The sequence below is a fragment of the Enterococcus sp. RIT-PI-f genome (genome assembly GCF_001297065.1).
Classification (GTDB): Bacteria; Bacillota; Bacilli; order Lactobacillales; family Enterococcaceae; genus Enterococcus_D.
The window spans coordinates 44,409-58,504 of sequence record NZ_LHOX01000015.1; the positions used below are offsets into that span (position 1 = coordinate 44,409).

The 14,096-nt window shown below is 43.2% G+C and carries 16 protein-coding genes and 1 pseudogene; 15 read left to right on the plus strand and 2 right to left on the minus strand.

Annotated elements, in window-relative coordinates:
- The first annotated feature begins 176 nt into the window (after window positions 1-176).
- The 8 genes from AEQ18_RS07100 (at window position 177) to AEQ18_RS07135 (ending at window position 5,649) form a co-directional block, all read left to right on the plus strand.
- Window positions 177-1,271 (plus strand): bifunctional transcriptional activator/DNA repair enzyme AdaA, encoded by a 1,095-nt coding sequence (locus AEQ18_RS07100; RefSeq protein WP_054115652.1) that lies wholly within the window; start codon window positions 177-179, stop codon window positions 1,269-1,271.
- A 138-nt stretch (window positions 1,272-1,409) separates the two neighbouring features.
- Window positions 1,410-1,832: a MarR family winged helix-turn-helix transcriptional regulator gene (locus AEQ18_RS07105; RefSeq protein WP_054115653.1), complete on the plus strand. Its 423-nt coding sequence runs from the start codon at window positions 1,410-1,412 to the stop codon at window positions 1,830-1,832.
- A 15-nt stretch (window positions 1,833-1,847) separates the two neighbouring features.
- Window positions 1,848-2,810: a ring-cleaving dioxygenase gene (locus tag AEQ18_RS07110; RefSeq protein ID WP_054115654.1), complete on the plus strand. Its 963-nt coding sequence runs from the start codon at window positions 1,848-1,850 to the stop codon at window positions 2,808-2,810.
- A gap of 10 nt (window positions 2,811-2,820) precedes the next feature.
- Window positions 2,821-3,717: a VOC family protein gene (locus tag AEQ18_RS07115; RefSeq protein ID WP_054115655.1), complete on the plus strand. Its 897-nt coding sequence runs from the start codon at window positions 2,821-2,823 to the stop codon at window positions 3,715-3,717.
- Between the two features lie 20 nt (window positions 3,718-3,737).
- The gene (locus tag AEQ18_RS07120) at window positions 3,738-4,340 is read left to right on the plus strand and encodes a flavin reductase family protein (protein WP_054115656.1); all 603 of its coding nucleotides are present in this window, start codon (window positions 3,738-3,740) and stop codon (window positions 4,338-4,340) included.
- A 17-nt stretch (window positions 4,341-4,357) separates the two neighbouring features.
- On the plus strand, window positions 4,358-4,957 hold the full coding sequence (locus AEQ18_RS07125) for an alpha/beta hydrolase (protein WP_054115657.1): 600 nt from the start codon (window positions 4,358-4,360) through the stop codon (window positions 4,955-4,957).
- 79 nt (window positions 4,958-5,036) lie between these two features.
- On the plus strand, window positions 5,037-5,405 hold the full coding sequence (locus tag AEQ18_RS07130; RefSeq protein WP_054115658.1) for a type II toxin-antitoxin system RelE/ParE family toxin: 369 nt from the start codon (window positions 5,037-5,039) through the stop codon (window positions 5,403-5,405).
- Entirely contained in the window at window positions 5,383-5,649 is a 267-nt protein-coding gene (locus tag AEQ18_RS07135; protein WP_054115659.1) for a helix-turn-helix domain-containing protein, read from the plus strand. The genes AEQ18_RS07130 and AEQ18_RS07135 overlap by 23 nt, the downstream gene beginning before the upstream one ends.
- 256 nt (window positions 5,650-5,905) lie before the next feature.
- Here AEQ18_RS07135 and AEQ18_RS07140 read toward each other — a convergent pair whose 3' ends face one another.
- A complete protein-coding gene (locus AEQ18_RS07140; protein WP_054115660.1) occupies window positions 5,906-6,556 on the minus strand; it encodes an SDR family oxidoreductase in 651 nt (216 codons plus the stop codon).
- 228 nt (window positions 6,557-6,784) lie between these two features.
- Here AEQ18_RS07140 and AEQ18_RS07145 point away from each other — a divergent pair, with 228 nt between their 5' ends.
- From AEQ18_RS07145 to AEQ18_RS07170, 7 genes are all read left to right on the plus strand, one after another.
- Complete coding sequence (locus AEQ18_RS07145) at window positions 6,785-7,204, plus strand: MerR family transcriptional regulator (RefSeq protein WP_054115661.1); 420 nt, start codon at window positions 6,785-6,787, stop codon at window positions 7,202-7,204.
- A gap of 76 nt (window positions 7,205-7,280) precedes the next feature.
- Window positions 7,281-8,147, plus strand: coding sequence for an aldo/keto reductase (locus AEQ18_RS07150; RefSeq protein ID WP_054115662.1), 867 nt, complete (start codon window positions 7,281-7,283; stop codon window positions 8,145-8,147).
- Window positions 8,144-8,302 carry a hypothetical protein gene (locus AEQ18_RS15925; protein ID WP_235505507.1) on the plus strand — a complete coding sequence of 53 codons (159 nt, stop codon included), beginning with the start codon at window positions 8,144-8,146 and terminating at the stop codon, window positions 8,300-8,302. Before AEQ18_RS07150 ends, AEQ18_RS15925 begins: the two co-directional genes overlap by 4 nt.
- Window positions 8,303-8,311: 9 nt before the next feature.
- A complete protein-coding gene (locus AEQ18_RS07155) occupies window positions 8,312-8,764 on the plus strand; it encodes an NAD(P)H-binding protein (RefSeq protein WP_268760927.1) in 453 nt (150 codons plus the stop codon).
- A 158-nt stretch (window positions 8,765-8,922) separates the two neighbouring features.
- Complete coding sequence (locus tag AEQ18_RS07160; RefSeq protein ID WP_054115663.1) at window positions 8,923-10,215, plus strand: MFS transporter; 1,293 nt, start codon at window positions 8,923-8,925, stop codon at window positions 10,213-10,215.
- A 672-nt stretch (window positions 10,216-10,887) separates the two neighbouring features.
- On the plus strand, window positions 10,888-11,268 hold the full coding sequence (locus tag AEQ18_RS07165) for a DUF7006 family protein (RefSeq protein ID WP_054115664.1): 381 nt from the start codon (window positions 10,888-10,890) through the stop codon (window positions 11,266-11,268).
- A gap of 216 nt (window positions 11,269-11,484) precedes the next feature.
- Entirely contained in the window at window positions 11,485-12,966 is a 1,482-nt protein-coding gene (locus AEQ18_RS07170; protein WP_054115665.1) for a helix-turn-helix domain-containing protein, read from the plus strand.
- A gap of 130 nt (window positions 12,967-13,096) precedes the next feature.
- Here the strand turns inward: AEQ18_RS07170 and AEQ18_RS07175 are convergent.
- A pseudogene (locus AEQ18_RS07175) lies at window positions 13,097-13,785 on the minus strand (aspartate/glutamate racemase family protein).
- Window positions 13,786-14,096 lie beyond the last annotated feature (311 nt).

Sequence of the window (14,096 nt, forward strand, 5' to 3'; positions counted from 1 at the left end):
CAAGAGGGTGCTTGTTTCTTTGCAGGTGCCGATGGGATTTAAAAAAATAGGTGTTAATTTTGGTGGGATAGCCGATGTCTCTTTCGTGTACAGTACAGATACACAGAAGAAAGGGTGACGACTATGACTACAGCTTTTGGGCAGCAGCTCAGAACCTACTTAGGGGAGGAAACAACATGATCACAGAATTGACCCAGATCGACCATTATTATGAGATGCTGGTAGAAAAGAATTCGCAGTATGAAGGTATTTTTTATGTAGGCGTCAAGACGACCGGTGTTTTTTGCCGCCCCACCTGTCCCGCCAAAAAACCATTAAAAAAGAATTGCGAATTTTTCGGCGATGCCCAGGAGGCCTTGTTGGCTTCTTATCGTCCGTGCAAGCGATGCAAGCCCCTGAGTGCGCCAAGTTATCTGTCGCCAGATGTCCAACGACTAGTGGATGCCGTAGAAACCAATCCAGAACGGAAATGGACGGATAAAGACTTTGATTCCTTGGCAATCCATCCGAATACTGCCCGCCGCCAATTCAAAAAGTACTTTGGTATGACTTTCATTGAATATTCCCGCGCCCGCAGACTGGGCCTAGCTTTCAAACATATCCGTCAGGGCGAACCCATCATCGACGCCCAATTGGAGGCAGGCTTTGATTCAGGCAATGGGTTTCGGGATGCTTTTGCCAGAATCATGGGGGAGTTGCCTTCCAATAGCAAAGAAAAGCGCGTCCTGTATTCTACATGGCTTGAAACCAAATTAGGGGCGATGCTTGCGATCAGTGACCATGAACAGTTGTATTTGCTGGAATTTGTTGACCGGCGAGGATTGGAAACAGAAATCATGGTGCTGCGCAAACGCTTGAATGCAGTCATCATCCCGCAACAGACGGAGATTATCCAACTGTTGACACAAGAGCTGAGCGAATATTTTAATGGACAGCGGATGACCTTCACCGTTCCATTGGCGATGATCGGTTCGCCGTTTCAACAACAAGTCTGGCAGCAACTGCAGCAAATCAACACTGGAGAAACATATTCCTATAAACAATTGGCACAAGCCATTGGCAATGACAAAGCCAGCCGCGCTGTGGCGAACGCCAACGGCAAGAATCAGCTGTCAATTTTGATTCCTTGTCACCGCGTTATCAATAGTGATGGCACCCTCGGCGGCTATGGCGGCGGACTAGAACGCAAAAAATGGCTACTGGCACTGGAGCAAAAGATGGCTCAGTCACTGTCAGAACCAAGCACCGTACCAATTGCCTCGGCCCGTTGATCCTGATTTCTATACGCATACACAGCACGTTGGTCGCTGGTATGCGTATTTTGCTATTTCCGTATAAGCATATTCGTTTACAACTTACAAAAAGTAAGTTATGATTATCTCGAATTCGAAATAAATGAGGTGAATGATATGACCCATCAAGAAGCAGCATTAACTGCCTATATCGGATTGCTTCGAACAGCCAATCAATTAGCACAAATGGCCAAAGCGGATGTCCGCTGTTATGGCTTGAATATCACCGAATTTTCAGTGATGGAACTGTTGTATCATCGAGGCACCCAAGCGACTCAGGCTATTAAAGAGAAAATTTTGATTGCCAGCAGTACAACGACCTATGTCATTGATCAGTTAGAGAAAAAAGGTCATGTGCAAAGACAACACAGCCCACACGACCAGCGCATCAGTTTGGTTTCTTTGACCGAATCGGGAAAAACGTTGATGGATGCAATTTTTCCCTCTCACGCGCAGCAGATCGAACAGCTATTTGACGCTATCAGTACTGAAGAATTGACGACATTAAAATCGACCTTACGAAAAATCAAACAACCATAGAAAAGGGGAGCTATCATGCGAACACAAGACCAATTATTAGGGGTACACCATGTCACTGCAATGACCAGTGACGTTGAACGTAACTATCACTTTTTTACGGATATTTTAGGGATGCGCTTGGTCAAAAAGACCGTCAACCAAGACGATATCTATACATATCATACTTACTTTGCGGATGATATTGGTACACCGGGAACGACGATGACTTTTTTTGATTTTCCACAGACGTCAAGAGGCAGTAAAGGAACCAATGCAATCACAAGAACCAGTTTTCGTGTCCCCTCCGATGCAGCATTAGACTATTATGCCCAACGACTAGATACCTTCTCAGTCAAACATGAAGCAGTAACGACGGTTTTTGGCACAAAAGTCTTGCGCTTTTGGGACTTTGACCAGCAAGCGTATCAATTGATCTCTGATGAAGAGAACCACGGTGTCGCTGCAGGTACACCATGGAAGAAAGGCCCAGTGCCGCTAGAATTTGCTATCTATGGATTAGGTCCAGTAGAAATCACAGTGTCGTACTTTGCAGATTTTAAAGGCCTGTTGGAAAATGTCTTTGGCTTTCAAACCATTGCCCAAGAAGCCAACCAGGCATTGTTGTCCGTGGGGGAAGGCGGCAACGGTGGGCAGATCGTCTTGATCGAAGATGCGACAAGTCCGCAAGCGCAGCAAGGGGATGGTGAAGTGCATCATGTCGCTTTTCGTTTAGCAGATCGGGCCTCTTTGGCAGTCTGGCAAGAAGTTTTTGACAATCTAGGATTAAGCAATTCAGGCTATGTCGATCGTTATTACTTTGAGTCACTGTATGTCCGTATCGGTCATATTCTCTTTGAACTTGCCACGGATGAACCAGGTTTCATGGGGGATGAACCGTATGAAACGCTTGGTGAGAAACTATCTTTAGCCCCATTTTTAGAAAATAAACGCGACTATATCGAAGGCGTGATCACACCTTTCAATACAGTACGGCAGTAAGGAGCCGCCCATGCAACCAATCGATCATATCCATCATATATCTGCAATCGTTGGCGATCCGCAAGCCAATGTCGCCTTTTACCGTGACGTATTAGGCTTGCGCTTGGTGAAACAGACCGTCAATTTTGACGATCCCTACACTTATCATTTATATTACAGCAATCAGGCTATCGACAACGGCATGATCATCACCTTTTTCCCATGGGCTAATGCCCATGCAGGGCGTGTGGGCAGTGGTCAAGTTGGACGCATTGCTTTTCGTATCCCCAAAGGTACAAGTGACTATTGGCAAGAAAAGTTGACCACCGCGGGGATTCAGGTACAAGAAAGTACCCTGTTCGATCAAAAAACATTGGTACTCGCAGACACCCATGATTTGGCTTTGGCGTTGGTCGAAGCCGAAGAATCAGCAGACACACCTGCTATTTTGGGCTTTCATGGGGCGGTGCTGTTATCGGCACAACCAGCAGCCACGAGTCAAACCTTAACGCAAGATTTAGGCCTTCAACTGATCAAGGAAACAGATACCAGCAGTCACTTCCAAACCGTGGGCAAATGGCAACATGAGATCGTTGTGCCGCACCAGGCCATGCCAGCAGGGCGTTGGGGTGTCGGCACTGTTCATCATATTGCCTGGTCAGTACCAACTGATGCTGTCCAAAAAGAATGGCAAACGTATCTGCAGGGAGAACAATATGGGGTGACAGAGGTCAAAGATCGCAACTACTTTCACGCCGTTTATTTCCAAGAACGAGGATCGATCATTTTTGAGATAGCCACAGAGGCACCAGGATTCTTGGTGGATGAACCGCTGGCTTCAGTCGGAGAAAAATTGATGCTGCCGCCGCAGTTTGAGGCACAACGCAACGATATTATGGCCCATTTACCACAGCTGCACATCGATTGAAGCAGCAGAAAGGAGCAGATATGCGACAATTAGACCCAGCGACATTGACCCAAAAAGAAAATTATAAGCTATTGATTGGCTCTGTGATTCCAAGACCGGTAGCCATTGTGACGACAGTGTCTGAATCCGGCGTCCTCAATATCGCGCCTTTCAGTTTCTTTACGATCGTCAGTTCTGACCCTGCCATCGTATCGATTGCAGTCCAGCGCAAAGAGGGCGCAGCTAAAGATACGGCGCGGAATGTCCTAGCGACCAAAGAAGCGGTCATACACATTTTGGATCAAGACAATGTAGCCGCCGCCAATCAAACTGCCGCGCAACTACCAGCTGGCGAGAGCGAATTGACAGTTGCCGATTTTACGACAGTTCCCTCCGCAACGATTGCGGTTCCTGGTTTAAAGGAAGCGAAAGTACGTTTTGAGACCAAGTTGTATCAGCATGTGCCCATTGAGGCAGGTAGTCAAGTTGATTTATTGTTGTTTCAAGTAACGGCCTATCAAATTGATGAAAGTATCTATCAAGAAGGTAAAATCGATCCCTCTGGCTTACAGGCGGTCAGTCGCTTGGCCGGCAATACATACGCCACGATTGGTGAAATGTTCGATATCAAACGACCGGAGTAAATAAAGGAGGACAAATGATGCACGCACTATACCAAGCAGGACAACCAGAGGCACCGGTGCTGGTATTGTTACATGGCACAGGCGGTGACGAACATTCGCTGCTGGACGTTGGTCGTACGCTTTCTCCAGAAGCATCTCTCCTCAGTTTTCGAGGGGACGTGCTGGAGAACGGTCTGCGCCGTTACTTCAAACGATTGGCAGAAGGTATCTATGATGAAGCAGATCTGGCACAACGGGGGGATGCATTGGCCGCCTCGATCCAAGATGCGGCAGCAACCTACGACTTTGCCATGGATAAAGTGGTGCTTGTTGGCTACTCGAATGGCGCCAACATCGCCATCCGGCTCTTGCTGACCCAGCCTTCCGTCTTTAACAAAGCCATATTGTATCATGCAATGTACCCTGTCAAAGACCTACCATCTGGGGATCTCGCTCAGACGCACGTCTTTATGAGTTTTGGCTCCCATGATCCCATCGTGTCAGCGACAGATGCCGCCTATGTCAGAAAACTTTTCACAGATCGCCAAGCAACAGTCACAGATAGTTGGACACCGAGTCATCAGTTGGCGTATCAAGAAGTGGCAGAATCGAAAGTATGGTTGGCGAAATTTGGATAAAATGAAAGCTAAGGACTTGCTAAAGTAACATATTATATTCTGAATTAGATAAAAATAAAAATATATGATATAATTGAGTATGAATAAAATATCATTTGAGACGTATAAGCGGCCTAACGGTCATGACGAATTTCTAGAATGGTTAGAAACATTACCCAAAAAAGATAGTGCAAAACTTTTGCGTACGATTGAAGAAACAGAAAGAAATGGTATGCTTGTAGCGCAACGTTTGAAATGGGTGAAGAAATTAGACACAAATTTATACGAGTTGAGAAGTAAGGTAGGATCGAATATACAAAGAGCGATATATTTTCATGTGATACATGGAAGATATGTAATCACCCATGGCTTCACCAAGAAAACCGAAAAAACGCCAATAAATGAATTAAATCATGCAAAAGAACTGAGAGAGGAGTGGTTTGCTCATGCTGATCAAAGATGTGATTGAAGAAAAGAAGAAAGATAGTGAATTTTTAGAAGCATATGATCGAGAAGGAAGAAAACTTAGTACGGCAGTCGCTCTCTATCATGCCCGTGAAGAGGCAGGTCTCACGCAAGCCGAGCTTGCACAAAGAGCACATACAACGCAAGCTACAATCGCTAGAATCGAAAGAGGAGATAACGTTTCATTTGATAAACTGGATGATATTGCTAGAGCGTTAGGCAAAAAACTAGTAGTAGAATTTGCTTAACAAACTTGGCAACCACTTCTTTAAACAAACTTTTTTTAAAAAATTGATAAAATGAAAATAAATTTATTCGTACTTGAAAAGCGAGAAAAGGTAAAAATATAAGATGTAAGATGTATCACCTTAACCAGTAATAGAAACTAAATAGATCAAAATCAATGCACACGCCCTGTTAGATAAGGAATCTTACCTAGCAGGAAGTGTGCATTGATTTTTGTATTCGTGTGACCTTATCAAATATCCGCAAGCAAATGATGTGCTACAAAGACCCAATTGCCTCTACGATCGCAGTCTCACCATTGATCACTTCAAATTCTTTGCCTATCGTATCCTTGTTTTCTAAAACGGCCACTAGGGTTGCTGCGACATCCGCTCGTGAGATTGGCCCATAGGCATTGCGCTTGCCAACAGTCACTTTCCCTGTGCCAGGTTCATCGGTTAACCCACCAGGGTGAACGATCGTCCAATCCAGATCTGTCCGATTCCGCAGCCATTCATCCGCATAAAATTTGGCAATCGTATAAGAGCGCAAGCTGTTTTCTTTCAGTAGTTCTTCTCGATCCGCACGGAACGTGCTGACCATGACAAAGCGTGAAACGTCGGCTTTTTTTGCAGCTTCCATTGCTTTGACTGCACCATCTAAATCGACAGCAAATGTTTTTTCCAATCCTTTTCCTCCCGCACCAGCGCTAAAGATGATCGCGTCAACACCTGCTGCGGCTTGGGCAATCTCATCGATCGAACTGGTAGCAATGTCTAATAGGACGGTTTCAATGTTTCGTTCTTCAAAGAAAGCGACTTGGTCAGGATTTCTGATCAATGCTTTCTCGCTGATAGCAGCATGGTCGCTGATTAGGTCTGCAAAGTGTTGTCCAACTTTTCCATAAGCACCAATAAATAAAATCTTCATATCCATTCTCCTTTATCTTTTCTGTCTGTTGCTTGATCCGTCTCGTACGAATCTGTCCGTTTAAAGGAACCATGTCAAGCATAGCACGCAGAAAGAAGGCTGACAAATGATGTGGATTGCTGCATATATGAGCGATAACAAGTTTATTTTTTTATGATTTTCCGTCTTTTGCTTGCCTTGGCGTACACACCAAGGTTTATGATAAAGACCATAAAGGAGGTCGAGAAGATGAATATCAAAAAAGCTGCAGAAATGTTTGCCTTGAGTACAGACACGCTCCGCTATTATGAACGTGTGGGGGTGATTCCACCGGTGCATCGCAACAGCAGCGGGTATCGGGAATACAACACCAATGATTTGAATTGGATCTATTTGGCCAAAAATCTGCGGAATGCAGGCTTATCTGTAGAATCATTGATCGAGTTTGCCCAATTGGCACAGCTGCGAGAAACCCAAAACGTGGAGGCTGCCCAAAAGCAGATTCTTTATGATCAATTGGAAGAGTTGGACAAAAAATTGGCAGACATGCAGGAAGTCAGAGAGTTGTTGGTATACAAAATCGATACCTATGATGACCATATTGCGAAATTCAAAGCCGGCGAGAGAACACCAGATAAAGTAGAAAAATTATGGGAACGAAAAAAATAAAGAGATTTCCCTTGCGTTGAAGTGGACTTCAAGGTTTAGAGTAGTGACTGTACTGAAGAATAAAGGAGGATATACGATGCATACAATGACATTGAATAACGGTGTAGAAATGCCGCAATTAGGGTTTGGCGTATACCAAATACCTTTGGAAGAAACAGCCGAAGCAGTATACGAAGCAATCAAAGCAGGGTATCGCTTGATTGATACAGCAGCTGTTTATGGCAATGAGAAAGAAACCGGCCAAGGCATCGCTCGGGCCATCAAAGAAGAGATCGTGACCAGAGAAGATTTGTTTGTCACATCGAAACTGTTCATTTTACAAACGCCTGAGGACAAAGCGGCAGCAACGATCGACCACTCCCTAGAAGTGATGCAATTGACCTATTTGGACCTCTACTTGATCCATCAACCCTATGGAGATGTTTATGGTGCTTGGCGCGCATTGGCGGCGGCCCAAAAAGCGGGCAAAGTCCGATCAATTGGCATCTCCAATTTCAAATCTGCCAAAATGATTGAATTTGTTGGACTGACCGAGGTCAAACCGCAAATCAATCAAATCGAAGTCAATCCATGGTATCAACGGGAAGAAGACCAAGTATGGCATGACAAATATGGCGTGCAGATCGAAGCCTGGGCGCCTTTTGCGGAAGGCCGTCATGGATTGTTCCAAGACCCCGTATTGACAGAAATCGGCGCGCAATATGGCAAGACGGCAGGACAAGTTGTCTTGCGTTGGCTGATACAAAGAGGGATAGTCGTGTTGGCAAAATCCGTCCGTCCTACACGCATGGCCGAAAATATTGATATCTTTGATTTTGCCTTAACAGAAGAAGACATCGCAAAAATCACGGCATTGGACAAACAGGAATCGGCTTTCTTCGACCACGATGCACCACAACAAGTCGAATGGTTCATGAATCGTATGCTGGATACAGAAAAATGACCCGTGTATTGATCATTGGTGCGGGTGGCCAAATCCCTCGTTATTTGATTCCGCTATTGCAGGCACAACCAGCTATCACAGTGACACTATTCGGGCGTCATGCCGATACGCTGCCTTATGATGGTTTACGGAAAATCACGGGCCAAGCCGACTAACTGTCAGACTTGGTAGAAGCGATGCAAGGCCAAGACATCGTCTATATGAATTTTGATGACAAAGCAATCACAGAATTGGTGATCACTGCGATGCACCAAACGGGCATTCGGCGAATCATTCAAGCAGGGGTTTTAAGTGTCTACGGTGAAGTAGCAGAACCCTTTGCTGCATGGAATACCCGCATGATGGGCGAAGCTGTGGCCAAAGGTTGCGGCATCGAAGCACTCGAAGCAAGTGATCTTGATTATGTCTATTTGCGAATGACCTGGTTGTATAATGGCCAGCGCAGGGAGTATGTTGCTAGTCCCAAAGGCGCCCCCTTTCTGGGCGCACAAGTGACCAGAAAAGCGATCGCACAATGTGTCTTGGACATCCTCACTGGCAAGCGGGAAGACCACCGTGCCAGTATTGGTCTATGGGAACCCGGCTCAGAATATAAAACGAAACCTGATTTTTATTGAGGATCTAGCTCCTGATACGCGCTAAACGATCCTATATAGGGGGCCGCTTCATGGCCTCCTATTTTAAATTGATATAGAAAAGAAGCATACGTGCTGACAGCAATACAAACAATCGAGGATGGTTAGACACCATCGAGATAGGATAAGAAGGGAATCAATTGAACAAACAACGATTTGGTATCATCCTGCCAATTACATTATTGGCTTATTTTTTGATTTTGATGGACAATTCCATTATTTTTACAAGTTCGATCGAGATCGGACAAAGTTTACATTTAACCGCTACCGCTCTTTCGTGGGTATCAAGTGCCTACACCCTAACATTTGGCGGCTTTTTATTACTGAGTGGCCGGTTATCTGACTTGCTCGGTAGAAAGCGAATCTTTTTGATTGGCTTGACCATTTTCGCCATCAGTTCTTTTCTGATCGGCAGTGCGCAAGATGCGACAACCATGATTTTCATGCGGGCGTTGCAAGGGATCGGCAGTTCGATCATTGCACCAACGACATTGGCTTTGATCATGGATGCATATCAAGGCACCATGCGGCAAAGAGCCATTGCTTACTACGGTGCGACCGCAGGGATTGGCGCAAGTGTAGGCTTGCTGGTAGGGGGTGGCTTGACCAGTTTGATTTTCTGGCGCGCTGGTTTCTTGATCAATGTGCCATTCACCCTCCTATTGATCTTGCTGACAATGAAATACATTCACGCAACCCCTGTCAAAACGGGAAAAATCGATTATTTAGGCAGTATCTTATCGGTATTCAGTTTGGTGGGCATCATTTATGGCCTCACTGAATCGATGTGGTGGATCTTCAGTCTGGGCATTGTTTTGCTGGTGCTCTTTCTCTATTGGGAATCTCGCTGTGCATCACCCATCTTGCCCTTGGTCCTGTTTAAAAACAAGATCCGCTTAGGCGCCTATTTCACACGATTGTTGTTCATGATGGCAATGCTGCCCTTATGGTTTTTCCTGCCACAAATGATGCAAAGTCAGTACGGCTTTAGCGCCTTCGAATCAGGATTGGCCTTTTTGCCATTAACGATCGTCAATTTCATTGTAGCGTTGCAGCTGCCGCGATTGACAGCAAAATTTGGCAATCATAGGGTCTTGCTGCTGGGAGAAGTGATTTTGGCAGCCGGACTTGCTGCACTGGCATTGACGGACACTACAAAAGGGTACTGGCTGGCAATTTTCTTGCCAATGCTCATTTTAGGTATCGGCCAAGGGTTGATTTTGGCGCCAGTAACAGCAGCTGGTGTGCATGAGGCCTCAGATGAAATGGCTGGTATTGCCAGTGGCGTCACCAATATGATGCATCAAATTGGCGGGCCAATCGGGCTTTCGATCATCGTAGCCACCACACAAGTGTTTCATCAAGAGATGTGGTGGATGGTTGGATTTACACTTGCAGCGGTCGCAATTGCGGGGATTTTTGTTAAGGATTAGGCCGGTTTTGAATAAATAATATGTAAATAATTAAAGAGGTATAAGCAAGTAGTTATCCAATAAAGGTGGGTAACTACTTGCTTTTTTTGATTAGTGTATGATATTTGGGCAGGAGAGGGGAAGATTACAAAGAAGACTGTCTTATCAATTATTTCACTAAATAGTGAAATAATTGATTTCTCATTTTATATCAGATGCTATATTGTTTGATTTGTAACAAAGTTATGCCATAATTTTAGGTTAAATACGTTATTCTAAAAAACCTTCGTTTTTAATACTGGTGGAAATGAGAGTCATTATTTTGAAGAAGTGGCTTGAAAACAAGATCAGCATACATTTGATTTCCTAGATATTAATCGTTATTTTATTTTTTAAAAACGAAGAATTTTGAGACTGATGGGGGATAATTTGAACGCGCTTTTAGTATGAAAATATGGAGTAAGGGAGTGGCCAGAACGTATTGAAAGATAAGACACCATTACATTTAACAGATTTTATCAGTTGCCGGTGGGTGCACTATATTGATTCTTCACACTTACTTAGGCAGTTATAGGTATTTAAAATAGACAGAAAAATCAGTAGAATGATCTATGTCATACTGTCTGGGTGCAGAGAATCGTTAACAAATCAATTTATACAGCAGTACAAGAATGAGAGGAGTGTCGAAAGACTATGAATGTCAATCAAATTGATACACCAAAAGAGTATTTATATTACTTTGATGAAATCATCAAGAAAAGTCGATGTTCTAGTAAATACCCTAAAATTTATATGTTTTACCAGAAGTTATCTGCGCAGTTTATCATTCATTACCAACAAGAAGAAATGCCTTTGTTTGAAAAAATGTCCAAGCTATTAGCAATCGACGCACAACTCCAAATAATTGCAGAATGTTTAAACCAAAATAAAGATGATTTTATAGAATCTTTTGAGGAAGAAGCCTTTATCGAAATGGTTGAAACAGATAAAAAATGTTATTACAGGGAGTTATCTGGCTATAATATGAGCACACCACCTCCGTGGGGGCTTATCTATTTAAGCGAAGATAGATAATGACGCAAATGGAGACTGTGTTGCTTATATTTGCAATGAATAAGTGAATAGGCGAAGAATGTGGGAGAAGCCGATTTTCAGTCGGCTTTTTTCAAGCCTTCTTATGCGCATAATAAAGGCCATTCTCAATGACTGTTGTCAGACGTTCATTGTCTCTTTTACATAAGATGTCCGATCCTTGTTTGCTGCCTTTTACCATAGAATACGGAGGAATAAATGAAATCTTTACAGCTGAACTTCATTATCAATAAGTCTACTGTACGTTGGCTGCAGATGTTAAATGATTTTGAGAGAGAGAGGGTTTGCTCTCTTGCGATGCTCGAAGAAAAATTAGATGTCACCAAGCGGACAATTAGAACCGATATTAAAGATATCAAGCATTATTTTTCTGATACGTTGCATTTAGAAAGTTCTTCAAAAGGTTATTTGTTTAAGGAACGTTGTACAGATGGATATGTGAAGAAAAAGCAGCAGTTGATCAAAGAAGAGGGTTTCTTTCAAATTCTAGAATCGATTTTGCAAGGGAAATTACATTCAATTGATATATGGGCTGACAAATTGTATATGTCTGAAAGTACGATGCGCCGCTATTTTCAAGGAATCGCTCCAGTTTTGGCACGGTATGAGTTGAAGCTAACGATGAATCCCGTGAATTTTGTCGGTCAAGAAACCAACATCCGAAAATTTTTTAATGATTTTTATTATGAATCGGATGTGACACTTCATACTATACTCCCACCGAAAGCGTTGATAAATCTTGTTGCGGAAGCGGTGGCTGAAACATCTGTAAAAATTGAAAATACAGGTGTTTTACCAATCGACTTCTTTTATAGCGTATACATCGCGATGGTCCGTTATCGTAAAAAAAATTACATCAAGTTACCGACATATCTGATGGATAAAATCAAGAGTATCAAAGAATTTGAACTCTATCGTATTATAAGAGAAAAAATGAGTGTGAGATTCCATGTGAGTATCCCTGAAGAAGAATTTATATGGGTGTATTTGATTACAGTATGCAAGCGTACCATAGTTGACATTGAGAAAGAGCGACTGTTCATTGAACAATACACATTTTGGCCGGAGCTAGAGGAAATAAGTAAAATCTATAGCCGAACATGGGCGGACACTTTTAAGATACAGCAGGCTGATTTGTCGGTCTTGATGCATTCTTTCTTTCTATCAAAAAAGATCAATGATCAAATTGCACCAGTGTTGAACTTATCCCTTCCAGAGGTCAAACAAGTCGGGCGGACCCATGGCTCTTATGAAAAAAATGGCCAATTTCTGGCGGATGTATGGGATAAACTCGCGATCAACAATATGTATCAAGAAGATATATGTTGTGCGCTGACATTATACACAGAATCGATCGAGGCATTGTATCATCAGCCAATCAAGCGTATCGCCTTGATTTTAGAAGGCAATCTTTATGTCTGTGAGTCGATAAAAGCCTGTTTCTTGCGATACATCGGTCAAGATTGCGATGTCTTTTTTCCCAATATCAATGAAGTTTCAACTGCGTTTTTAACTGAAAAGAATATTGATTTGGTCGTGACAAATTATAAAGCGTACTTGAATGTAGATATTGTAAACAAAGACTACTTATTATTCAAACCTATACCTGATTGGAGAGATTGGTTGCGGCTTGTGCATAAGATCCATCCCAAACTGGGACAGTCTTTAGGAGAGCTATAATATTTCTTCAGATAGGAAAGCACCTCAACACGTCATGGGTCCAATGATGCGTTGAGGTGCTTTTATGTGGAAAGAAAAGGTATGGCATCTCTGGGAAATCAAAAACATGTGGTGCTTTCTATAAGGATAGTCAGGACAATGCCAATTCAACCGCCGCTTTGGCATAGATCAGTGTCGTATCGAAGACTGGCAAGTCGACATCGGTTTGTTCAATCAGCAGGCCAATTTCGGTACAGCCTAAAATCACGCCTTCAGCGCCTTGTTTCTGTAGATCTTGAATGGCGCGGAGAAATGTGGCTTTCGATGTTTCTTTGATGACACCATGACACAACTCATCAAAGATGATGCGATTGAGTTCATAAATCGCTGCCTCATCTGGAATCAGCACGTCGATGCCTTGATCGATCACCCGTTGTTTGTAAAAATCTTGCGTCATGGTATAGGTCGTTCCCAGCAACGCGACTTTCTTGATCTGTTTCGCCTGCAGGTCTGTGACAGTCGCATCGGCAATATGAATGATAGGAATCGTGATCGCTTGCTGGATCTGAGGAGCTACTTTGTGCATCGTGTTGGTACAAATCAGCAAAAAGTCAGCGCCAGCTCGTTCCAAGGATTGGGCATAGCCAGCCAGGATCTCACCGCTTTTTCCCATTCATTGTTCTTCTGACAGGCTTCGATTGCCTCAAAATCTACACTCGCCAATAGAATCTGTGCAGAATGCAGACCACCAAGTGCTTCATTGATCTGTTTGTTGATCTGTTGATAATAGGTGATGGTACTTTCCCAACTCATACCGCCTAATAGTCCGATGGTTTTCATGGGCGCCTCCTTTGTTTTTAGGTGTTGTGTATTGTATAGATAAGATATGTGCGCAATTATATCGTATTTGAGAACTATGCTTATGATACCACGAAAAAATTGCGAAGGTCTGTTTGATTTTTTAGAAAGGGGTGTGTGGTGAAGGTGTTGAATATATAGATGCAGGGTTACTTTAAAAAAAGATGATTTTTGTAGTAGTTTATTTAAACCTCATCTATTATGATTGAGGAGGAAGAGTATTCAACAGTTTTAGGTGAGAAAGAAGAAATCATTCAGTCTGAAGAGTATGAGATCACAGTACCTAAAGAGGG

Excerpts from the sequence above, each read along its gene's own strand:
- AEQ18_RS07150 (WP_054115662.1), top strand. The coding sequence starts at position 7,281 with ATGCATACAATGACATTGAATAACGGTGTAGAAATGCCGCAATTAGGG.
- AEQ18_RS07125 (WP_054115657.1), top strand. The coding sequence starts at position 4,358 with ATGCACGCACTATACCAAGCAGGACAACCAGAGGCACCGGTGCTGGTA.
- AEQ18_RS07115 (WP_054115655.1), top strand. The coding sequence starts at position 2,821 with ATGCAACCAATCGATCATATCCATCATATATCTGCAATCGTTGGCGAT.
- AEQ18_RS07165 (WP_054115664.1), top strand. The coding sequence starts at position 10,888 with ATGAATGTCAATCAAATTGATACACCAAAAGAGTATTTATATTACTTT.
- AEQ18_RS07135 (WP_054115659.1), top strand. The coding sequence starts at position 5,383 with ATGCTGATCAAAGATGTGATTGAAGAAAAGAAGAAAGATAGTGAATTT.
- AEQ18_RS07100 (WP_054115652.1), top strand. The coding sequence starts at position 177 with ATGATCACAGAATTGACCCAGATCGACCATTATTATGAGATGCTGGTA.
- AEQ18_RS07130 (WP_054115658.1), top strand. The coding sequence starts at position 5,037 with ATGAATAAAATATCATTTGAGACGTATAAGCGGCCTAACGGTCATGAC.
- AEQ18_RS07120 (WP_054115656.1), top strand. The coding sequence starts at position 3,738 with ATGCGACAATTAGACCCAGCGACATTGACCCAAAAAGAAAATTATAAG.
- AEQ18_RS07170 (WP_054115665.1), top strand. The coding sequence starts at position 11,485 with ATGAAATCTTTACAGCTGAACTTCATTATCAATAAGTCTACTGTACGT.
- AEQ18_RS07110 (WP_054115654.1), top strand. The coding sequence starts at position 1,848 with ATGCGAACACAAGACCAATTATTAGGGGTACACCATGTCACTGCAATG.
- AEQ18_RS07145 (WP_054115661.1), top strand. The coding sequence starts at position 6,785 with ATGAATATCAAAAAAGCTGCAGAAATGTTTGCCTTGAGTACAGACACG.
- AEQ18_RS15925 (WP_235505507.1), top strand. The coding sequence starts at position 8,144 with ATGACCCGTGTATTGATCATTGGTGCGGGTGGCCAAATCCCTCGTTAT.
- AEQ18_RS07105 (WP_054115653.1), top strand. The coding sequence starts at position 1,410 with ATGACCCATCAAGAAGCAGCATTAACTGCCTATATCGGATTGCTTCGA.
- AEQ18_RS07140 (WP_054115660.1), bottom strand. The coding sequence starts at position 6,556 with ATGAAGATTTTATTTATTGGTGCTTATGGAAAAGTTGGACAACACTTT.